Genomic DNA, 23,739 nt, shown 5'->3' on the forward strand with positions numbered 1-23,739 from the left:
ATTTGTAATGATATGTATGATATAAATAAGATCCGTGAGGATTTCCCTATATTGTCAAGAACAATTTATAATAGGCCGTTGGTGTATTTGGATAATGCCGCAACGACTCAGAAACCATTATGTGTTCTTGATGCCATGCGTGATGAATATCTGAATGTTAATGCTAATGTGCATCGTGGTGTACATTGGTTGAGCCAACAGGCTACTGAATTGCATGAGGGAGCTCGTGAAACAGTAAGAAAGTTTATCAACGCAAAGTCTACCACAGAGATTGTTTTTACTCGTGGCACGACAGAAGGACTTAATCTCGTTGCTTCTTCATTCTCAGATGAGTTCATGAAAGAGGGTGACGAGGTTATTGTTTCTACAGTTGAGCATCATTCAAATATAGTACCTTGGCAGTTGCAGGCACGCAAGAAAGGTATTGTGCTGAAAGTTATCCCTATGGATGATTTTGGGAAGCTGAATATCGATGAATTCAGTAAAATGATAACATCCCGCACAAAAATTGTAAGCGTAAGTCATGTAAGTAATGTTCTAGGAACGATTAATCCTGTAAAAGATATTATTCGTATCGCACATGAACATAATATCCCTGTAATGGTAGATGGTGCCCAGAGTACTCCACACTTTGCTGTGGATATGCAGGATTTGGATTGTGATTTTTTTGTTTTTAGTGGACATAAAATATACGGTCCTACAGGTGTTGGTGTACTTTACGGTAAAGAAGCATGGCTGGATAAGTTGCCTCCTTATCAGGGTGGTGGCGAAATGATTGAGAATGTTAGCTTTGAAAAAACTACGTTTGAGCGCCCACCATTGAAGTTTGAGGCTGGAACTCCTGATTACATCGCTACAACAGGACTTGCAAAGGCTTTGGATTATGTCACAGATTTAGGTCTTGACAATATAGTCAGTCATGAAAAGGAACTTACCGCCTATGCTATTCAGAAAATGTTGGCGATAGACGGCATGAAGATATTCGGAATAGACGAAAGTAAACCTATTACGGAAGAAACTCTCCGCAATCATGATGCTGTGATAAGTTTCCAGTTGCGTGATATTCATCACATGGATATGGGTACACTTCTTGACCGTCTGGGGATAGCTATCCGTACTGGTCATCATTGTGCACAACCGCTCATGGATCGTCTGGGAGTGTTGGGTACATCACGCGCCAGTTTCGCTCTCTATAATACAAAAGAAGAAATTGATGTTCTTATTGCAGGTATAGAGAGAGTGTCAAAAATGTTTTAGAGGTTTTTCTTGCATGCCAAAACAGCTTTAACGAACCATGCACAGCATACGGCACGAGCAATAAAGCCGATGTTTGCGGGGAAAACAGCAAATACGAATGCTATTTGTGCATTGAGTAGTAGTAGTGTTTGTTTTATGCCAATCTCGCGTTCTAATACTATTGAATAGTATTTGGCTAGTGCTGTGATTGGTGACTTTGCTTTGTTAGCGATGCTACTCATAATGCTTTGTACACTGCTAGATGTAGAAACTTCTCTTTTGATATAGATATTCTTTTCCATATTGTAATTGTATTAACTTGTTTAACTTTTACAACTGCAAAATTACTTGTATTCGTGGAAATATCTTTTCACACCAAATAATCAAACGTTAATTAAGTTAACTAGCAACATTTATTAACAAAAACATGTTAGAACCACATTATTATAAGGAACTTATTGAGGCGGGATGTGATGAAGCAGGACGTGGATGTCTTGCAGGAAGTGTCTATGCTGCAGCAGTGATATTACCTTCTGACTATGATAATCCAGAATTAAACGATAGTAAGAAGTTGAGCGAAAAGAAGCGTTATGCATTGCGTGAACAGATTAAACATGATGCTTTGGCCTGGGCTGTAGGTATAGTTACGCCGGAGGAGATTGATAAGATTAATATTCTTCATGCAAGTTTCTTGGCAATGCATCGTGCAATAGATCAGCTGAAAGTGCGTCCACAGGCTCTTATCATTGATGGTAACCGCTTTGATCCTTATGGCTATTCTGATGATGAAGAAAAGAAACAGCTTCCTTACACTTGTATAGTGAAGGGAGATGGAAAATATCAAAGTATAGCTGCTGCTAGTATACTTGCTAAGACATATCGTGATGACTATATGGAACAGCAGGCATTAATTTATCCACATTATGATTGGGAAAATAATAAAGGATATCCTACAAAAAAGCATAGAGTAGGAATACTTAACAACGGAATTACCCCAATTCATCGTAAAAGTTATAATCTGCTTGGTGGCGAATTAAGTCTGGATTTTAAAGACTGATATCATGAAGAAACTTGGAAATGAACTTACATTGATTCAACTAATGACCGACGGTAATGATTATACCGCTGAGGATCTTTGTAATCATTTGGGATGTACACGCCGTAATCTCTATTATTACCTTCAGTTTCTTCGGGAATATGGTTTCGGTGTTATCCGAAATGAAAATTATTATAGTCTTGATGTGAATTCTCCTTTCTTCTCTAATATAGCTTCTTCTGTCAACTTTACATTGCAAGAAGCTGTACTGATACATAACCTTGCTGATAGTGCAGAACAGAAAAATCCAGCGGTTTTATCGGTAAAAAAGAAGCTTGAGCGATATTATGATCTCCGCTTTTTCTCTGATTCAAAATACAAGAAAAAGCAATTGCGTAATTTGAAGGATATTAGTGATGCTATTGCTGCCAAGCGAATTGTGTGCCTGCAAAAGTATTCTTCTCCACATAGCCATACATTCACTGATCGTGTTGTGGAGCCTTTTTTGCTATTCAATGACAATCAAGACGTGCGTTGTTATGAGTTGGTGTCAGGAAAAAATAAAACATTCAAACTATCAAGAATTACAAATGTAGAAATTTATGATGCTCCATGGATACATGCATCCGAACATAGGAAGGTTTTTACAGATATGTTTTCATTTAGTGGCGAAGAATTATATACAGTAAAACTCCTTGTAGGGCAGCTTTCTTATAACTTAATGATGGAAGAATTCCCCATATCATCGGTTCTGTTCTCTCAAAAAGATGAAAATCATTGGACCGTGTCTCTTGACGTAGTAAGTTATCTGGGTATTGGTAGATTCGTACTTGGACTTTACGACGATATAGAAATCCTTGAAGGTGATGGCTTCAAGGATTACATAAAGTCGAAAATAGGGAAAATGCTACCATAGACAACTTTTGTTTATTTTATGTTGTACAGTGCTATTACGGTTTCATTATCTTCTTTGTTACATTACCTTGCTTGGTGATGAAGATGCCTTTACCAGAGATAGTGTTTCCATCTGCAGTAACATTTAATAATTTGCCGCTAATGTCGTAAATCCTTGTGGTCTTATCATTGTTTGTTTTGGCTTGTATGACCTTATTGATGCCTGTTATAGTAAGTTCTCCGGTGATTGACTTTGTAAATGTGCTTGATATAATTCCATTAGTGATAGAACTCCTTACTGGACTCCATGCTGTCTCGTTAGTAGCTTTACTAGCTATGTAAACTTTGTAAGTGCCAGGAGAAAGATTTGAAATGTCTAAATTTCCTTGAATTTCTTTACCATAAGTAAATCCACTTAAAGACTCATAGCTATGTCCTTGAAAGAAGTTGTATATTGGTGTTAATACAGACGTAGATGTGTTTTCACAAATAATTGCGAAGTCACCAGTGAAAGTTTTATACCCAAAGTTATAGAAAGTTGTCATTGTAATGCTAAGTTTGTTGTCTGGACTAATTGAGAAACTGCAATTTTTGTCTGTTCCCCATATCGAAAAGTCACTTCCTGTCGCATTAGAATGTGGATCAAAACCTATAATCATATCGTTGCCTTCCGAGAATGTTGTTCCCGAACTAAATTCTTCTCCATTACCAATAGGCGTAAGATCAAAGATGTCATACCATCCGTCGCATGCGCCACCCCATCCCCAGTTTACATCAACATTTCCTTCTGTATTTATTCCATCGAAAACAAATGCATGGCCTTCTTTCTGCGTAGTAGAGCCTCCATACAAAACAGGGCGTTTATTTTTAATCTCATTATATATTACTTGGACCCATTCTTCATCTGTATATAATTCTTTTTGCAATAATTTTAATGAATATGGATTATAAGCGAAGTTATTTATAAAAGATAGTGCTGCTTCATAATCAGTGGTCCCACTTCCGTCTACACCATATTCCATATTCGCTCCATAGCCAGCATCTCGCATTAGTGTCGCAACAGCTATATTTGCGGGAGTTATGGCGCTGCTATTTAAATATGTGTTTGACATGTTATTCCAGTCGTATGTCGTATTGATTGTTGCCGATCTTATTACAGTATCTTTATTCACAACTATTGAATATCCTCCGCTTCCTTTGCTTGTTGCTGGATAGTTGTAATACTTTAATATCTGCGATATAGCCGTTGCTACACATCCTGTATATCCATGAGTAAGTGTTGTGCCAACACTAGGACACAATAAATTATATGGTAATGCCTGATTCCATTTTGTTGCTATGAAAGGACTTATTGTAGAAGAAATAGATATAGAAGTTCTCCCTATATTATTGGCATCTCTGTAAGCCATGGATTTAGATATGCTTTCCATCCACCATTTAAATCCAGGGGCTACATTCGTAGAATCATAGTCATACTCTGATTCTCCAATAACGGCAGGAAATGTATTACTGCGGCTTATTACAACGAATCCTGCACCTTTTGCACCATAGATAGCAAATTGGTCTGTATCTTTCATTACTTTTACTTCGTTGTCTATTATTGAAGAACCCTTTGCCATACTTTTGCCGACAAGCTTTTCTTGTGCAATTCTTTTCATTTCGCTGTGATTACGGTTATCTCCAAATGTACTTAGGCTTGAAGCAAAAACTGCAATTGAAAGGATTAATAATCTTATCATAATGGATAAATTTTTAATGTGAATAATGGGAAATGACTATTATTTATTCTGCAAATATAACTTCTTTTTTGTAATTTACAAAATATTTTTTACAATTCATTTCTTTTAGTGCTAATGTTAAATGAAAAGCATAGCAAGAATTGTTGTGATGCCTTTGATTATATTATGTTAGAAGAATTTGGATGTTTAACAATATTTTATTATGCAAATTATAATGTCAAGCTGCTCTTTTGTATTAAAATAGCTTTTAATTCGTAACGAAATACTTATAAAAACCGAATATCTATGGTTTTTTGGTCGAAAAAAGTGACTTTTTGCATAAAAAATTTGGTTATATTCCAAATATTCCTTAATTTTGCGTCCCGTATACAACATATGTAATTTTTAAGTTTTTATTGAAGTACGAGAAAAGAATGTTAATTCATTCTTGATTAAATAATAGTTTCCGCCTTACTATACAAGGTGGAATAATGATGTGGGCAAAATAAACAAGAAAACAATACAATTTAATTAAGAGAGAGATTTTTATGAAAAAAAGACTAATGATGTTTTTAGCCTGTCTATTTCTAAGTTTAGGAATGGCTATGGCTCAAACTCAGGTAAGCGGTGTAGTAACATCTTCGGAGGATGGACTACCTATCATCGGAGCCTCAATTAAAGTCTTAGGTACCAACACTGGTACTGTGACAGACGTTGATGGTGCATTTTCACTTTCTATTCCAGAAGGTGCAAAACTTCAAGTTTCTTATATAGGAATGAACGCTAAGGTCGTTATTGCGAAAAAGAACCAGAAGATTGTTTTGACACCTGATAACAAAACACTTGACGACGTTGTTGTTGTTGCTTATGGTACAGCTAAGCGCAGCAGTCTGACGGGTTCTGTATCTGTTGTCGGAGAGGATAAAATTAAGAAAAGCCTTGCCACAACAGCTACAGCAGCTTTGGAAGGTGCAGCCCCTGGTGTACAGGTTAACTCTTCTTATGGAGAGCCTGGCTCAGATCCTAAGATTCGTATTCGTGGTATCGGAACCTTAGTAAAAGGTGCAGAAGAGCCTCTTTATGTAGTAGATGGTGTTCCTTTTGAAGGGAAAATTTCGGAAATTAATCCTAATGATATTGACAATATGTCTATATTGAAGGATGCTTCTTCATCTGCTTTATATGGTAGCCGTGCAGCAAATGGTGTTGTAATTATTACAACTAAGAAGGGACAGAACAATGGTAAAGCTTCAGTTACCCTGAATATAAATCAAGGTGTTTTTACTCGTGGAATGAGCGAATACGATCGTCTTGGTGCTGATCAATGGATGGAAACATCATGGCAGGCAGAGAAGAACTATGCTATGAGTGGTTCTTTGCAGATGAACGCAACGAATGCTGCGGCTTATGCAACAGAGCATTTGGTTAGTGATTATGCCCAACGTAACATCTATGATGGAGCAGATAATAAATTATTTGATGCTAATGGAAAATTGACAGCAAAGAGAAAGTCTGGTTATAACGACTTAGATTGGTTTGATAATCTTGAACGCACAGGTTGGCGCCAGGAATATAATATGTCCGTAAGTGCTGGCAATGATAAGTTTAATGTCTATTCATCAGCAGGCTATTTGAATGAAAAAGGATATATAAAAAATATTGGTTTTGAGCGTTTCTCAGGTTTGGTTAAGGCTGAGTACAAGCCAACGACATGGTTTAAAACAGGAGTGAAATTAACAAGTTCGTATTATAACCAAAAGTTTAATGAAGATGCTAAGGGAAGTGCTTATTCTAATCCATTTAGCGTAGCACGTTATATGGCTCCAATTTATCCTATATATATGCACAATGCTGATGGAAGTTACGCTCTTGACTTGGCAGGGAACAAGCAATATGATACTACTTCTCCATATTTAAGTAACCGTAACATTTCTTACGAAATGGATATGGATACTGATAAGAATCATCGTGCGGTAATTGGTGCTAATATCTTTGGAACGGCGTTGTTGCCTTATGGCTTCTCGTTCACTCTTACCGGTGACTTGAACCATATTAATAATAACCGACAGGCATATAACAATCCTGTAATAGGCGATGGTTCAACAAACAATGGTCGTTTAGCAAGTTATGCATACCAGTATAATTATTATACTCTTCAGGAACTTTTGAATTGGACAATGGATTATGGAGTACATCACATTGATGCCACTTTAGGTCATGAAAATCATAGCTGGATGAGTAGCTATACTTATGCACTGAATACAGATATGGTTGCCCAAGGTAACATGACTATGGGTAACTTTGTTAAGAATTCTAGCTCTGTAGGTTCTGATGATACTTACAAGACCGAAGGTTATTTGTTCCGTGCACGTTATAACTATGACGAAAAATATTTTGCTGATTTTTCTTATCGTCGTGATGGTAGTTCACGTTTTAGCAAGTCTGCAAGATGGGGAAATTTCTTCTCTTTTGGTTTGAACTGGAATGCTAAGGGCGAAAGTTTCCTTCGTGATGTAAAGTGGTTGAATACTTTACGTGCAAGAGCATCTTATGGCGAGGTCGGTAATGACAAGGCTGCTTCATATTATGCTTATCAGTCTCTTTATTATATTGGCAAGAATGGTAATTCTGAAACTGGTGCTCTTATTAGACAGAGCTTGCCTGCTAATAGTTTGAAATGGGAAACAACACAGACTGTTGACTTAGGTGTACAAGGTCGTTTGTTCAATTGCTTGAACTTTGAACTTGGTTATTTCGATAAGCGTTCAAAGGATTTACTTTTCCAGGTTCGTCTTCCTTATTCTGTTGGTTCATTCCCTTATGTAAGTGATGATGATCCTGCAAACCTTACTGTTTGGAAAAATATTGGTACGATTTCTAATCGTGGTTTTGAGTTCTCTGCTGACGTTGATATCATTCGTAAAAACAACTTAACATGGAACGTTTTCTTTAATGGTACAACTCTTAGTAGTAAATTGAAGAAACTCCCTGATGGTAAAGATATTCTTAACGGTTTGATGAAATTCTCAGAGGGACATGATCCATACGAGTATTTCACATATCATTTTGAAGGTGTTGATCAGATGACTGGTAATTCATTATATACATTGGATCCTGATAGTAAGACTAAGGCTGTTGCAGGAGGTGCTCTTGTAACAATTAATGGAACAGACTATACTACAAAGACCTCTTATGCAAAGAAGCAATGGGCTGGTTCTGCTATTCCTGATGTTTATGGTTCTTTTGGAACAAACCTTTCTTGGAAATCATTTTCATTTAGCATGATGCTTTCATATAGCCTTGGTGGTAAAATATATGATAGCAGTTATAAAAGTTTGATGTCAACAGCTTCAGCTTCATCAGCTTCAGCTCTTCATAAGGATTTACTGAAATCTTGGACTAGTATTCCAGAGGGGATGACTGAAACATCTAATAATCGTATTGATACAAAGGGTATTCCTGTACTTGACTTCAATAGAAGTACCGATAATAACGATACAAGCGACAGATGGTTGACTAGTGCATCTTATCTTATTTTTAAGAATGTAACACTAGGGTATGCTCTTCCAAGAACTCTTGTCAGTGGATGGGGGCTTTCTGGAGTTACCTTGAATGCGGGCGTAGAGAACTTGTTTACTATGACTAAGCGTAAGGGATTGAACCCACAGCAGTCTTTCACAGGTAGTATGGATGATACTTATGTCCCTGCTAGAGTGTTTAACTTTGGACTTACTGTCAATTTTTAAATTGAAAGGAAAAACAAAATGAAAATATATATAAATAAATTTTTCTTTGCCGGACTCATTGCTGTAGCTTCTTTGTCTTCGTGCAGTAGTGATTATCTAAACACTAATCCTACTGAGTCAGTAAGTTATAGCGATGTTATCAGTAGTACTGATAATATGAAGAAGGCTTTAAATGGTATTTCAAAGGCAATGACGACACAGCAATATGCTTATAGTCAAGGATTTGCTGGAGAGAATGCAATCATTCGTCTTTACGAGGATCTTCCTAGCCAAGATTATAATTATAATATCTATGCCTCTGGATGGGCTCCTATACATAATCAGACATACCATCTTCGTACAAATTCTATCTATGATTCGTATGCTTGGTATTATTATTATCAGATTATAGGATCAGCAAACGTTATTATTAATAATGTTGATGCTGCGGCTGGTTCAGATGCAGACAAGGCTTATGTCAAAGCTTCTGCTCTGACATTCCGTGCTTATGCATTCCAAAAGCTTGTTAACTATTATTGCTATCGTTGGCAAGACAGTAATAATGGAGCAACGCAGGGACTTGTGCTTCGTTTAGATGAGTCAACAGGTGACTTAGCTTATTCTACGCTAGCTGAAACTTACAAGCAAATTTATACAGATTGTACAAATGCAATAAATCTTTTTGAAAAAAGTGGCGAGGATCGCCCTTCTGGTAAGGTTTGGTTGCCTAATGTAAATGTCGCTCATGCAGTCTATGCGCGTGCTGCATTGACAAAGCAGGACTATTCTACAGCTTTGGATCAAGCAAAACTTGCACGTAATGGATATGATCTCATGGATAATGCTTCGTATACAGGAGGATTTTGTAAACCAACATCTGAGTGGATAATGGGTAGTTATGGTGCTTCTGACCAACAGAATTGGTATTGGAGTTTTGGTACCCAAATGGCATGTAATGGTTATTCTGCTAATAATACTAATACAGGCGCAGGAACAATAGGTCATGAGTTGATAGAAAGAATCCCAGATAATGATACTCGCAAGCAATTATTTATAACTGAGGACAAATTTAGTAAGATTAATATTAAATCTGCGACTGATGTGCATCAGAATTTTGGTATTTTAGGCTTAGGTAACGATGCTGTTCTTGCTCAAGCAGATTCTATATGTAAGGCACATACTCCTTCAGGAATGGCAGCTGCTTATCAAAGTGGTTATATTTATTTGGATGGTCAGTTGAAATTCTGGGTTGATGACCAACCTGGTGTGGGTTATATCCCATTTATACGTTCTTCAGAGATGTTATTGATTGAGGCCGAAGCTGATTATTTCTTAAATAAGCCTACGGATGCTCAAAATGCGCTTATTGAGTTGAATGTGACATCAAAGCGTAATCCTGATTATACTTGTACGAAGACTGGAGATGAACTTTTTGCAGAAATCCGTGACTATCGTAATTTGGAACTTTGGGGTGAAGGCTTCGAATGGAGCGATTTCAAACGTTGGAATTTACCAATCGTGCGTCATAGCTTTGCACAAGGTGGTAATGCACATGTTTCTGTTGCAATTACAATTAATCCTAGTGATGGTAATAAGTGGACATGGGAAGTTCCTTTGAATGAGACAGAATACAATGCTGCATTAAAGGCAGCTGATGCTTCAGGAAATACTCCTAAATAATTAACGGCTTTTTTACTAGATATTTATAGTAAAAAAGAATGTATAAAAGTTTTGGCAGCAGTAATTTATTACTGCTGCCTTTTTTATTATAACATTACTTTTGGGTAATTGGGTCAGATATAATGAAAATTGCGTTTTGTTTTTACACGTAGCTATAATACCGTAACTAAAAGAAATGAAAAAGCAGTTTAGAGTCATTTTATTCTGTTTATATTATAAAGCTATATAATTATAAGCTTTGTATTGATAATAAATATAATTGTATTTATCTAAAATTTCCCTTTCTCTAGGGATTTGTCTATGATATGTTTTTTTGATAAATATATGTTAAGTGTTATTTGCTGTAAATGGCATTTATTGTATCTTATTCTATTTTTAATGCAGAAACTTACTTAACTAGTTGCTGTGGTTGAGACTTTAAAATAGGTAAATACGTAAATATGTACCATATTGTTGTTTTTAATAACTTTTTAGTTGCTAAATGGGTATAATTTAGTTATAAATGCAAAATAATTGCAATCTTGCTTGCGTGCTATATTATTTTTACTTATTTTTGCGAGTGGATAATAAAATTAAGTTATTAATTATTAATAGAGACTTTTTTATGGAGAAAAAACTAACAATGATTTTGGTATGTCTATTCCTGTCTTTAGGGATGGCTTTTGCCCAAACTAAAATCACCGGTACTGTTGTATCCCAAGATGATGGAGAACCTGTTATAGGCGCATCCATATTTATTCAGGGAACAAAAACAGGAACCGTTACCGATGGAGACGGAGCGTTCTCATTGAATGTTCCTGCAAACAAGAAACTAACAATTAGTTATGTTGGAATGGAAACACAGAGTGTTCTAGCAAAACCGGGTATGAAGGTTGCATTGAAACCTTCAACTTCGCTTCAGGAAGTAGTCGTTACTGGTATGCAGAAAATGGATAGACGAATGTTTACTGGTTCAACGACTAAGATCGATGCACAGAATGCCAAGATTGACGGTCTGCCAGATATAAGCCGTTCTCTTGAAGGTCGCGCTGCTGGTGTTTCTGTTCAGAATGTATCTGGAACATTTGGAACTGCTCCTAAGATCCGTGTACGTGGTGCTACTTCAATTTATGGTAGTTCAAAACCATTATGGGTTGTTGATGGTGTTATAATGGAAGATGTTGTTGATGTAAGTGCTGATCAACTTTCTTCTGGTAATGCCAATACACTTATCAGTTCGGCGATAGCAGGTCTTAACTCTGACGATATTGAGAGCTTTCAGATATTGAAGGATGGTTCTGCTACATCTATTTATGGTGCTCGTGCAATGTCAGGTGTCATAGTAGTTACAACAAAGAAAGGAAAATCTGGTCAGAGTCACATCAGCTACACTGGTGAGTATACAATGCGTCTTGTACCTAGTTATTCTACTTTCAACATTATGAACTCTCAGGATCAGATGTCTATATATCAGGAGTTGCAGCAGAAAGGATATCTTAATTATGCTGAGACATCAACTGCTGTAAATAGTGGTATATATGGTAAAATGTATGAACTGCTGAATACGTATGATTCAACAACGGGTATGTTTGGTTTAGCAAATACGACTAAAGCCAAAGCGGAATATCTGCGCTCTGCAGAGTATCGTAATACAAATTGGTTTAAAGAACTTTTCACAAATTCTATTCAGAGTAACCATTCTGTAAGCATTTCTGCTGGTACAGATAAAGCACAATATTACGCATCTTTAAGTGCTATGTATGATCCTGGATGGACCAAGAGTAGTCAGGTACAGCGTTATACTGCTAATTTCAATGCAAATTATAATGTGTCGCCGAAAATAACCTTTGGACTTATTAGTAGTGCTTCTTATCGTAAACAGAAAGCACCCGGAACAATAAGTTCTTCTACTGACCCTGTTTCTGGAAAAGTAAACCGTGCATTTGATATAAATCCATATTCTTTTGCGTTGAATACGTCTAGAGCATTGTCTACAACAGATTATTATACTCGCAATTATGCTCCATTCAATATCAACAACGAGCTTGAACAAAATTATATTGATGTAAATGTTTCTGATTTCCGTATGCAGGCTAAGTTAGCTTATAAACCATTACGTCAGTTGGAACTTTCTGTCTTGGGTGCTATGAAATACAGTGCCACAAGTCAGGAACATAATATAAAAGACAACTCTAACCAAGCAATGGCTTACAGAGCTATGGGGACATCAACTATACGTAAAAATAATACTTATCTGTATACTGATCCCGACGATATTTATGCATTACCAGTATCCGTTCTTCCTTATGGAGGTATTGTGGATCGTACTGACAACAATATGTTTGGTTATGATTTCCGTGCGACAGCACAATATAATGACTCGTTTAATAATGATACACATATCGTAAACCTTTATGGGGGTATGGAGACTAACAGTGTGGATCGTCATAATACATGGTTCCGTGGTTGGGGTATGCAGTATAATATGGGTGAAACTCCTTCTTATGCTTATCAGGTATTTAAGAAAGGTGCGGAACAGAATTCTGATTACTATACAATGGGTAACACTAGTGAACGAAGTGTAGCTTTCTTTGGTAACGGTACATATTCTTACAAGGGACGTTATACATTGAATGGAACAATACGTTATGAAGGAACTAACCGACTTGGAAAAAGCCGTTCTGCACGCTGGTTACCTACATGGAACTTGTCAGGTGCATGGAACGTTCACGAAGAATCGTTCTTCAAAAGCTTAGAACCAGTAATGTCACATTTGACATTCCGTCTTTCTTATTCATTGACAGCCGACCGTGGTCCTTCAAATGTAACAAATTCACGTGTTATTATCAAGTCTCAAAATCCTTGGCGTCCATTTGCTGGTGTTAAGGAAAGTCAGTTATACATATCTGATTTGGAAAATAGTGATTTGACTTATGAGAAAAAGCATGAATTAAACTTTGGTATGGATATGGGATTTCTTAATAATCGTATCAATCTTGGAATGGATGTTTATTCTCGTCGTAATTACGATCTTATCGGTCTTGCAACAACTGAAGGTGTTGGTGGAGAGGTAATGAAATATGGTAATATTGCTTCAATGAAGTCAAGCGGTGTTGAATTATCTCTTTCTACAACCAATATAAAGGCAAAAGATTTTAGCTGGACATCAAGCTTTATCTATAGTCATACACATAATCAAGTTACTGATCTACGCACAACATCAAGTATAATGGATTTGGTTTCTGGTAATGGTTTTGCTCAGGAAGGATATCCTGTAAGAAGTTTATTCTCAATACCTTTCAAGGGCTTGAACCGTGAAGGATTGCCAACATTCCTAGATCAAGACGGTAACATCACCACAACGGGTATCTATTTTCAGGAAAGTGATCCTGAAAAAATGAAATTTCTTAAGTATGAAGGTAGTATAGATCCTACAGATGTTGGTAGTTTTGGTAATATCTTCACATATAAAGGATTGTCACTCAATGTATTCATAACATATTCTTTTGGTAATGTAGTACGCCTTGATCCTGTGTTCTCTAATGAATATAATGATCTGTCATCAATGCCAAAAGAGTTTAATAATAGATGGACTGTTCCTGGAGACGAGGCCCGCACAAATGTGCCAGTTATAGCAAGTGCAATTCAAAATAAGAATGATGCGAATTTGTCTTATGCATACAATGCTTACAACTATTCGACTGAGCGCATAGCCAAAGGAGACTTTGTCAGAATGAAGGAAATCTCATTAGGTTATGATTTCCCAAAAGCTTGGGTGTCATCATTGAAATTGAGTAATCTTTCATTAAAGTTTCAGGCTACCAACCTGTTCTTAATTTATGCTGACAAGAAATTGAATGGACAAGATCCGGAATTCTTCAACACCGGTGGTGTTGCTGTACCAGTTCCAAAGCAGTTCACACTCACATTGAAAATAGGTATCTAAAAAGAAAATTATGAAAAAGAATAATATATTATACTCAATAGTATTACTGGCTTTTGCTAGTATATCACTAGCTTCTTGTGATAGTTATCTGGATAAGATGCCTGATAACCGTGCAGAGGTTGACTCAGAAGATAAGATTGCAAGTCTTACCACATCGGCTTACCCTACTAATGATTATATTCTTCTGAATGAATACATGTCTGATAATGTTGACGACATGGGACCTACATTTGCAAACTATACATCACGTTTTCTTGACCAGGTGTATTCTTGGAACGATGCTACAGATGAAAATAATGAGTCTTCGGAGGAGCTGTGGCAGAGTTGTTATAAATCAATAGCTTCAGCTAATCAGGCGTTGAAATCAATAGAAGAGCTTGGTGGAGCAACAACAACCAAACTTAAAGAGACAAAGGCCGAGGCGTTACTTTGTCGTGCATATTCACATTTCATACTGACAAATGAGTTTTGCTTGAATTATAATTCTAAGACTAGCACAACTGATCTAGGTGTTCCTTATCTTACGGAACCAGAGAATACTCTGAATCCTAAATATGAACGTGGAACAGTTGCTCACGACTATGAAATGATAGATAAGGATATACAAGAAGCATTACCGCTTGTTGGTGATACACATTATACAGTGCCAAAGTATCATTTCAATAGTCAGGCAGCTTATGCATTTGCCACACGTTTTTATTTGTTTTATGAAAAATGGGATAAGGCTGCCGAATATGCATCTGTATGTCTTGGTGCATCACCAAAGACAATGTTGCAAAATTGGGACAAGATGCAATCTTATGGTGTAACAAACAGTCTGACTCCACGTTGTAATTTATATATTGACGCAAGTTCGAATTCAAACTTTTTGTTGCTAACATCTATTTCTGCAGCTGGATTGTTTGGAGGAAACTATTCATATCTGTCAAAATATTCTCATAACAAATATCTTGCATCAACAGAGGACCTGCTGGCAACTAATATATACGGTAGCAGCAGTTATATGCGTTGCAAACCTATGAGTTTCTCAGGAAGTGGAATAAACCGCGTTATTGTGGCAAAGTTACCTTATATGTTTGAAGAATTAGATCCTGTAGCAAAAACTGGTTATTACCGTACTGTATATCCCGCATTTAAGGCAGACCTTACTTTGTTGGAACGTGCGGAGGCTTATATCATGTTGAAAGAATATACAAAGGCTTGTGATGATCTTAATACATGGATGCACAATTATACTAACTCAGATGTTGTGCTTACCCCTGAGAGTGTTCAGACATATTATGAAGCTCTTAGCTATGCAACATGGGATGCACCTACAATAAAGAAACATCTACACCCTGCTTTTGGTATTGATAAAGAAGGTAGTATTCAAGAATGCATGTTGCAATGTGCTTTGAGTTTCAAACGAATAGAGACAGGTTATGAAGGCTTTAGATGGTTTGATATTAAGCGTTACGGCATAAAGATAGTCCGTAGAACAATCAGTGCTGCAGGAACGCCAGAAGCGATTACAGATTCTTTGACAACAAATGATTTACGTCGTGCTATCCAAATACCTTTCAAGGTTAGACAAGCAGGACTTCCATCAAATCCTAGGTAGAATTTAAAAAGCAACAAAATGAAAAAGAATATATTTTATTCATTATTACTAGCGTGTGTAGCTATGTCATTCTCGGCTTGTTCTGAGGATGAATTGAGCTCGGAGAGCGTAATCACGTCCGATAGTGGTAATAATTCAACAAAGACAGACTTCGATAAATGGTTGACTGTAAATTATTTGCAGCCATACAATATAGAATTCAAGTATCGTTACGAGTATAATGAGACCGATAAGACTTTTTATACAGTTCCTGCTGACTATAATCAGTCTGTGGAATTGGCTCATATCGTTAAATACACTTGTGTTGAGGCATACAATGAGGTCGGAGGTGTTGAATTTACTCGCCGATATTTTCCGAAGATGTTTTTCCTTATCGGAGAATTTGAGTATAAAAACAATGGAACAATGATTCTTGGTACTGCTGAAAGTGGAAAGAAAATATTGCTTACCGGAGTAAATAATCTTGATCAATATAAGAACGATCTTAATTATCTTAATGAATTGTATCTTAAGACAATCCATCATGAGTTTACTCATATTCTCAATCAGACAAAGGATTATTCATCAGCCTTTCAGCTTGTTACATCTACTGGCTATGTAGCTGATAGTTGGAGTGTCCCAGAATATGCCTCAGGCTATTTGCAGAGAGGTTTTATAAGTGCTTATTCCCAGCATTCACATGGTGAGGATTTTGCAGAGATGCTTTCTATGTATATAACAAACACACCTGAGCAATGGGAGGCTTGGATGGAAGAAGCTGCCGGAACGCCTGATGATCCAAAAACTGGACGTGAACTTATTGAGGCAAAACTTAATATGGTAAGGTCGTATATGAAGAATTCTTGGAATATTGATATTGATAAGTTAAGAACTTCTGTATTGCGCCGTGAATATGACGTTGTTGCTGATAAGATAAACTTAAGTGATTTAACAATTAAATAACGAAAGCATACAATTATGAAAAATAATATATTTAAATTATTACTATTGCTTCTTCCTTTGCTTGTCTTTCAGTCTTGTATGAAAGATCAGGAAGATCTTTTCGACGAGCCTTCGTCATTGCGTATGCAAAATACACTAGATAAAACAAGAAAGGTGCTCGAGGGATCAGAAAAGGGTTGGTTAATAGATTATTATGTAGGTGACAATCAACAATATGGAGGTTATGCTTTTACCGTGAAATTTGATTCACTTACATGTACTGCATCATCAGAGTTGTCTACTGATACTGCAACCTCATATTATAAACTCACGACGGATGATGGCCCTGTATTGACTTTTGATACTTACAACACTGTGTTGCATGCTCTTGCTACACCAAGTGCCGATAATTATGAAGGTCTACATGCAGATTATGAATTCATAATACTCAGTGCTGATTCTAATGAAGTTGTGTTGAAAGGAAAGAAGACAGGCTCAATAATGAAGATGCATCCATTGACGGAAACGCCATCAGTTTATCTAAATAGCGTACAGTCTACTATTGGCAATTTTGTTATTAACGGTGCATCAGGTACTGTAGACAAGACTAATCTTGCCATCTTAGTGGATATTGACAATAGACAAATTGAGTACTCAAGTAGTAATGATTCTACAATAACCGGTTCTACCGCTTTTACTATCACGGATAAAGGTGTACGCTTGTATGAGCCAATAATAGTTAATGGACAGAAATTGCAAAATTTTATATTTGATGCAGATAAGACTATTTTGACTTGTACTGATGTTTCTAACGTGACATTCAAAGGAACTTTGCCTGTTGGTTATTTCAAATATTCTGATTATGCAGGTGATTATTCGTTTACATATAGTCCTGTTTCTGGAGCAAAGACAGCACTAACGATGGATGTTAAACTTACTCCGACGGGTGATGGTACAACGTATAAGTTGGATGGCTTGAACTCTAATTTCAGCCCTGTACTTAAGTATAATAAGTCAAAAGGTATACTGGAACTTCATAGTCAGGTTATAGGTGAATATCAAGGTTATAAAATCTGGCTTTGTGCATGGCAAGTAGGCGGAAGCCTTACATGGGATCCTGCTGCAGGAATGGTATTGACATATAATCAAAGTGCTAGTCTTTCTGGAAAACTTGCTTTTAAATGGACTTCAAATGGATACCCAGGAATAACTTTTAATTCTTTTATTATGTGGCTTATAGACTCTAATGGTAAAAGTGCCGGGGCTTTTGTTAATCCAGCTTGGGCTGTAAATAACTCTAATCGTTTCTATTATTTAGACTCATTAATTAAAAAGTAAATTAGTATGAAGAAGATTATAAATTTATTTATTGTATTATTGGGTATACTAGTATTTGCCGCTTGTAGCGATAATATTGATAATCCTTATGGAAAAGAATCCACAATTAGTGTTGTGAAAAGTAATCTTGTATTTCCTGCTCGTGCGGCTAATGGGGTAGTTGAATTCCATTCTCAAGGCACGGTAAGTGCATCTTCAAATGCTACTTGGTGCAAGACTAGTGTCGTAGGAGATACGGTGAAGGTTGCTGTTGACCAGAATAATAATAGAGACGGTCGTTCAACGGTTGTCACATTACATAATGGAACTGATTCCGTAAATATTCCTTTGGTACAAGGAGGTCTTGTTTTCCAGCTGTCAGTTTCTTCTGTTATTAATAGCTCAGATCTAGCAGCTTCTTTCACTTATGCAATGTCTGCCAATCTTGACTTCAATGTTTTATCAGCTCCTGATTGGGTAACGGTTTCAAATACTGAAGATAGTTTGAAGGTTAGTATGTCTGCTAATACTACTGGTCATCTACGCTCTGATTATGTTAAATATAATGTAGGAAGTTATAAAGATTCAATAAAAGTTGTACAAGGCGACTTTGATACAGACTTAGCTGGTGATTATTATCTTGTTTCTCTGGATGGTGATGGACAACAGCAGGTTTTTGAGGCAGTTGTTTCCCAAGATACGTTGTTCTTGCCTGAATTTGATTTTAAGATTCCTACAACTTTTGATGGATCTAATATGGCAATTTCAACTACATGCGGACAGTATATAGGAGCTTATAGTAAATACTATATCTATACAGTTTTTGCTGATGCTAATAATAAATCTTTAACAGGATATAATGTTGGTGGTGCAACATATAGCGCTGCTTTTGATTATAATAGTAAAGATGGTACATATGCAGAATTCAGTGGAACTGTTAGTGGAAATGAAATAGGTACATTATTGTTCATGGCTTGTTCTGCTAAAGCGCTCAACGCAAATACTAAAGTAGGATTTCTAGTAGATTTACATTCTCCTTACTTGGTGAAAAAATCCAATTCTCCAGCAAAAATTGCCAATTTAGCAAAGAAAAACCAATTAAAGTTTGTCTTGCGATAAGTTGTTAGCTAAATATCTTTTAAATTTATAGGTGTGCTTAAAAAGCACACCTATAATGTTTTAATAATCTATGGGGATAGGAGTTCGCTTATTTGAATGCTTAAATAATATGGCCATGAGAATTCATATAACTAAGGATCCTCGTTTGTTTTTTGCAACATCCTCTATAAATGGACTTGAGCAATGACCCTCTACCAGAAAAAGTTTTTTTAATGCCACTAATGTCATAATGTCACAAACCCTTTGTTTATCGGGCTTCAGCCAGTGACATTAAGTGACATTATAGGGCTAAAAGTGACATTAAACTCTAAATCATACCTGTTTTTGACGATTTTTTCGCAATTATACTATTAACATAATACATGTTTGTGCTTATTTTTATCGAATATAAACTCAGGCTTCCTGAATAGATGTATAATTAAAAATCTACTCCATAAATATATGTAAACATCAGAGAATGAATTTAAAGGATGCAACTAAATACAGAAACAGAGTGCACAAACTATTACCTAAATTTTTATAACTTTTGGGTAATTCGATTACCTCAGCACGTGTGTAATCCGATTACCCAACGTAGGTAATCGGGTTACCCAACGTGAACAACTTGATTACCCACGTTAGGTAATTGAATTGCCTAACGTGAAAAAGGGTATTACCTAACGTAGGTAAACAAATGATTATCAATGAAACTACAAGATTGGGTGGATGACGATTGCCACTATTATTACAGTTCGGTTTTGATATAAAAGCTAAACATATTACGATGTGTGGCATACATGAAGACTGGTACAGATCATCATAAACGAAAAAACGTCTATATATGTATTGCATAATTGCGAAAAAAACGCGAAAAACAGGTGTGATTTGGAGTTTGATGTCACTTTTATCCCTATAATGTCACTTAATGTCACTGGCTGAAGCCCGATAAACAAAGGGTTTGTGACATTATGACATTAGTGGCATTAAAAAAACTTTTTTAGTAGGGCTCAGGATGTCTCCCCCTTAATTGACGAAGAGCCATGACTACTTGCTATTTTTATTTTTTAGAGGACTATATTTTATTCAATTTTTCGATATATTAAATCTTTTACGAACTATCAATTGTTTATAATTTAACATTCTTGATGTTATAAGAAGTTGCAAAATATACGGTAAGTATGCGTAAATGTAACCAAAATATGGTATTTTTGCTTCTAAATGAAAGTTTTTGCACAAAATATTTGGAGATTGATTATACATTCATTAACTTTGTGCCCGATAACATTAATAAAATTAATTAAGCGAGAAAAGAAACAGATTTTATCAAGTCTAAGTAGAGACTTTGTAATTTTTAAGCTTTAAAGAGAGAGACTTTATGGAAAAGAGACTTTTAGTGTTTCTAGCCTGCTTGTTCCTAAATTTAGGAATGGCACTGGCACAGATTAGAGTGTCTGGTACGGTAGTATCAAGTGATGACGGTGAACCGATAGTCGGTGCGTCAATCCTTGTTCAAGGTACTAAGACAGGTGCAGTAACAGACGTTGATGGTAATTTCCAATTAACAGCACCAACAGGAAGCAAACTTGTCGCTTCTTATTTAGGCATGAGACCTAAGACTGTTGCAGCGTCTAGTTCAGTAAAAATTGCTTTGGAACCTGATAATAAGGTTCTCGACGAAGTTGTTGTTACAGCTATGGGTATTACTCGTCAGAAAAAAGCTCTGGGATATGCTTCTCAGGAGCTTACATCTGAAGATTTGAATACTTCTGGAACATCTTCTTTGGCAAGTGCAATGCAAGGTAAACTTACTGGTGTTGATATTCGTACATCATCAGGTGCACCAGGTGCTTCTGCACAAATTATGATTCGTGGTGCGCGTTCTTTTGATGGAAACAACACCCCTCTTTATGTTGTAGATGGTATGCCAATATCTTCTACTCCTGACTTTTCAACAGGTCAATCTGTGACAGGTGCTGATAATGCAAGCCGTTCAATAGACATCAACCCTGATGATATTGAGTCAATTAATGTATTAAAAGGTCAGGCTGCGTCTGCCCTTTATGGTATCCGTGCTTCAAACGGTGTAATTCTTATTACAACAAAGCGTGGTAGTAAAAATACATCTAAGCCTGTTATTTCGTTCTCTACAGATATCAGTGCACAGACATTGAGTCGTAAGTTTGAGCGCCAAACAGAGTATGCACAAGGTACAGGAGTGGGTCTTGATGGTAAAACAGCTTACAATTCGGCAAATATTCTTTATGACCCTACAACTTCTATGAGCTGGGGACCTAAGATTTCTGATCTTGCAAATGATCCAGTTTATGGTGGTAATACTACTAATAAATATACTGCTTCCGGAAAGCATGAGGGACAATACTATAACCCTAAGTATGCAGCGGCTGGTCTTAGCGGTTGGGCTACTCCTCAAGTTTACGATAACGTTGGCGATTTCTTTAATACAGGTCTCACACAAAATTCCACATTTAATATTTCTCAGCGCAAGGATAAACTTAGTTATTCTTTCGGTGTGAATGATACTTATCAGAAGGGTATCGTTCCTTCAACTGGTATGACACGTACTGGTGCTCGTGGTGCTGTAGATTGGCAAATTGATGACCAGTGGAAGGCAGGTTTTTCTGCTAACTATAGTTCTGTGAAGATAACTTCTGCTCCTGGTGCAAATAATGGTATCATGAATGTTGTTTATTCAGCTCCAGCAGAATACAATTTGAAGGGTACCCCTTATCATGCTCCTGGTGATCCAACAAGCCAAATCTTATTCCGCTCTACAAACTTCAATAACCCTTATTGGTGGTCTCATAATGATGAATTCTTTCAGCATACTAACCGCGTGTTTGGTAATGCATACGTAGAATATCGTCCTAAGATAAATTGGAGCGATGCTTATAATTTGGTCTTCCGTGAGCAGGCTGGTTTAGATGTTTATACAACTAATAACACTACTCAGGCAGAACTTGGCTCAGCATATAATACTAAGGGAGAAGTAGAGAATTATGGTGTTGAGAAAAATATTTTCAATAACTTGTTCACAGCTAATTTTACTGCAAAATTGGGTGGAGAAAAACAATGGGATTTTGGATTCCTTTTAGGCTCAGAATTCAATCATGAATATAGACGTAATTGGGATTATGATGCTTCTGGTTTGGCATTCTACGGTCAACCAACAATTGGCAATGCTTCTACAATGAATTCTTGGAGTGAATATAAATCACAAGAGCGTACAGTTGGTTTCTTTGGTCAGGCTTCACTTACATGGAGTGATCAGTTGTTCCTTACTGTAACAGGACGTAATGATATGGTTTCTACAATGCCACGTGGCAATCGTAGCTTCTTCTATCCTTCTGTATCTTTAGGATGGATATTCACAGAACTTCCTGCACTGAAAGGTAACCACATCCTTTCTTATGGTAAGTTGCGTACCTCTTTTGCTCAGGTAGGACAAGCTGGTATATATTATAATAATTATATGTATGTTCCTTCTTATGGTAGTGGTATGTATACATATACTCCAATTAGCTATCCAATGGGTGGTGCGACAACATATACTCCGTATTATGTGAAATTCGACCCAAATTTGAAGCCACAGAATACTTCAAACTGGGAAGCTGGAGCAGATCTTAACTTCTTTAATAATAGAATTAAGATAGAGTATACTCTAAGTTATCAAGACGTGAAAGACCAAATTTTTGATGTACCAACTGCTGGTAGTACAGGTTATCAATATCTTAGAACAAATGCTGGTAGAATGACAACTTGGTCTCATGAATTGTCACTTAATGCTTCTGTTGTTCAGAATAAAAATTTCAACCTTGATTTAGGAGTTAACTTTACTAAGATAAAGAATCAGGTTAAAGAACTTGCCGATGGTGTAGAGAGTATTATGCTTGGTGGTTTCGTAGAACCACAGATTCGTGCAATGGCAGGATATACATATCCTAATATTTATGGTTATGCATTTAAGCGTACTGATGATGGACAGTTACTTTTGGTTAATGGACTTCCTCAGAAAACTGCAAACAGTGTAAACCTTGGTGAGTGTACTCCTGACTTTAATATGGGCTTTAATCTTAGAGCTAATTATAAGAATTTGTCTCTTACAGCTACTGTTGATTGGCAGAAAGGTGGAGCGATGTACAACGGAACACTTCTTACAATGAATTATTTCGGAGTTACAAAGGAATCTCTTCCTTACCACGAAGGAACTATGGTTGCTGAAGGTATAGATGCTGCGACAGGCAAGAAAAATACGGTTCAGGTAGCTAGTCAAGAGTATTATAGAGCTTACAACAATGTTACCGAGGCTGGTATCTATGATACAAGTTTCTGGAAGCTACGTGATGTAACTCTTGGTTATAAGTTGCCTAAATTTGGCGGTTTAGATATCTCTGTATATGCATTTGCTCGCAATGTACTCCTTTGGTCTAAGATGCCTAATCTTGATCCAGAAAGTTCACAGGGTAATGGTAATATGGGTGGTTATTTTGAGCGCTTCTCTGTTCCAAATACATCAAGCTTTGGTGGTGGGTTTAAACTTACTTTCTAAAGGAAATAAATGGTATTAATAA

13 protein-coding genes are annotated in these 23,739 nt (G+C 36.5%); 11 read left to right on the forward strand and 2 right to left on the reverse strand.

The features are described from left to right. Positions 1-12 precede the first annotated feature (12 nt). A complete protein-coding gene (locus HEQ28_RS11465) occupies positions 13-1,257 on the forward strand; it encodes an aminotransferase class V-fold PLP-dependent enzyme (protein WP_434502543.1) in 1,245 nt (414 codons plus the stop codon). Here HEQ28_RS11465 and HEQ28_RS11470 read toward each other — a convergent pair. Continuing rightward, positions 1,254-1,538, reverse strand: a complete 285-nt coding sequence (locus tag HEQ28_RS11470) for an ATP-binding protein (RefSeq protein WP_434502545.1) — start codon at positions 1,536-1,538, stop codon at positions 1,254-1,256. The genes HEQ28_RS11465 and HEQ28_RS11470 overlap by 4 nt on opposite strands. A 125-nt stretch (positions 1,539-1,663) precedes the next feature. On the opposite strand from HEQ28_RS11470, the gene HEQ28_RS11475 reads away from it, so the two are divergent. Then, a complete protein-coding gene (locus HEQ28_RS11475; protein ID WP_434502547.1) occupies positions 1,664-2,293 on the forward strand; it encodes a ribonuclease HII in 630 nt (209 codons plus the stop codon). A 4-nt stretch (positions 2,294-2,297) separates the two neighbouring features. Continuing rightward, positions 2,298-3,188: a helix-turn-helix transcriptional regulator gene (locus tag HEQ28_RS11480; protein WP_434502549.1), complete on the forward strand. Its 891-nt coding sequence runs from the start codon at positions 2,298-2,300 to the stop codon at positions 3,186-3,188. Positions 3,189-3,222: 34 nt separating this feature from the next. On the opposite strand, the gene HEQ28_RS11485 is transcribed toward HEQ28_RS11480, so the two are convergent. Next, the gene (locus HEQ28_RS11485) at positions 3,223-4,905 is read right to left on the reverse strand and encodes a C10 family peptidase (RefSeq protein ID WP_434502551.1); all 1,683 of its coding nucleotides are present in this window, start codon (positions 4,903-4,905) and stop codon (positions 3,223-3,225) included. A gap of 527 nt (positions 4,906-5,432) precedes the next feature. Here HEQ28_RS11485 and HEQ28_RS11490 point away from each other — a divergent pair. The 8 genes from HEQ28_RS11490 to HEQ28_RS11525 all read left to right on the forward strand — a co-directional run bounded on the left by HEQ28_RS11490 (position 5,433) and on the right by HEQ28_RS11525 (position 23,717). Beyond that, a complete protein-coding gene (locus tag HEQ28_RS11490; RefSeq protein WP_434502553.1) occupies positions 5,433-8,630 on the forward strand; it encodes a SusC/RagA family TonB-linked outer membrane protein in 3,198 nt (1,065 codons plus the stop codon). Between the two features lie 18 nt (positions 8,631-8,648). Further along, positions 8,649-10,289, forward strand: coding sequence for a RagB/SusD family nutrient uptake outer membrane protein (locus tag HEQ28_RS11495; RefSeq protein WP_434502555.1), 1,641 nt, complete (start codon positions 8,649-8,651; stop codon positions 10,287-10,289). A gap of 604 nt (positions 10,290-10,893) precedes the next feature. Beyond that, positions 10,894-14,214, forward strand: a complete 3,321-nt coding sequence (locus tag HEQ28_RS11500; protein ID WP_434502557.1) for a SusC/RagA family TonB-linked outer membrane protein — start codon at positions 10,894-10,896, stop codon at positions 14,212-14,214. A gap of 10 nt (positions 14,215-14,224) precedes the next feature. Further along, a complete protein-coding gene (locus tag HEQ28_RS11505; protein ID WP_434502559.1) occupies positions 14,225-15,814 on the forward strand; it encodes a RagB/SusD family nutrient uptake outer membrane protein in 1,590 nt (529 codons plus the stop codon). Between the two features lie 18 nt (positions 15,815-15,832). Continuing rightward, positions 15,833-16,756: a zinc-binding metallopeptidase gene (locus HEQ28_RS11510; RefSeq protein WP_434502561.1), complete on the forward strand. Its 924-nt coding sequence runs from the start codon at positions 15,833-15,835 to the stop codon at positions 16,754-16,756. Between the two features lie 15 nt (positions 16,757-16,771). Beyond that, on the forward strand, positions 16,772-18,073 hold the full coding sequence (locus HEQ28_RS11515) for a DUF4302 domain-containing protein (protein ID WP_434502563.1): 1,302 nt from the start codon (positions 16,772-16,774) through the stop codon (positions 18,071-18,073). A gap of 6 nt (positions 18,074-18,079) precedes the next feature. Next, positions 18,080-19,171, forward strand: a complete 1,092-nt coding sequence (locus tag HEQ28_RS11520; RefSeq protein ID WP_434502565.1) for a BACON domain-containing protein — start codon at positions 18,080-18,082, stop codon at positions 19,169-19,171. A gap of 1,354 nt (positions 19,172-20,525) precedes the next feature. Beyond that, on the forward strand, positions 20,526-23,717 hold the full coding sequence (locus HEQ28_RS11525; RefSeq protein ID WP_434502567.1) for a SusC/RagA family TonB-linked outer membrane protein: 3,192 nt from the start codon (positions 20,526-20,528) through the stop codon (positions 23,715-23,717). Positions 23,718-23,739: the final 22 nt, after the last annotated feature.

Source organism: Prevotella sp., from assembly GCF_051059605.1.
Classification (GTDB): Bacteria; Bacteroidota; Bacteroidia; order Bacteroidales; family Bacteroidaceae; genus Prevotella.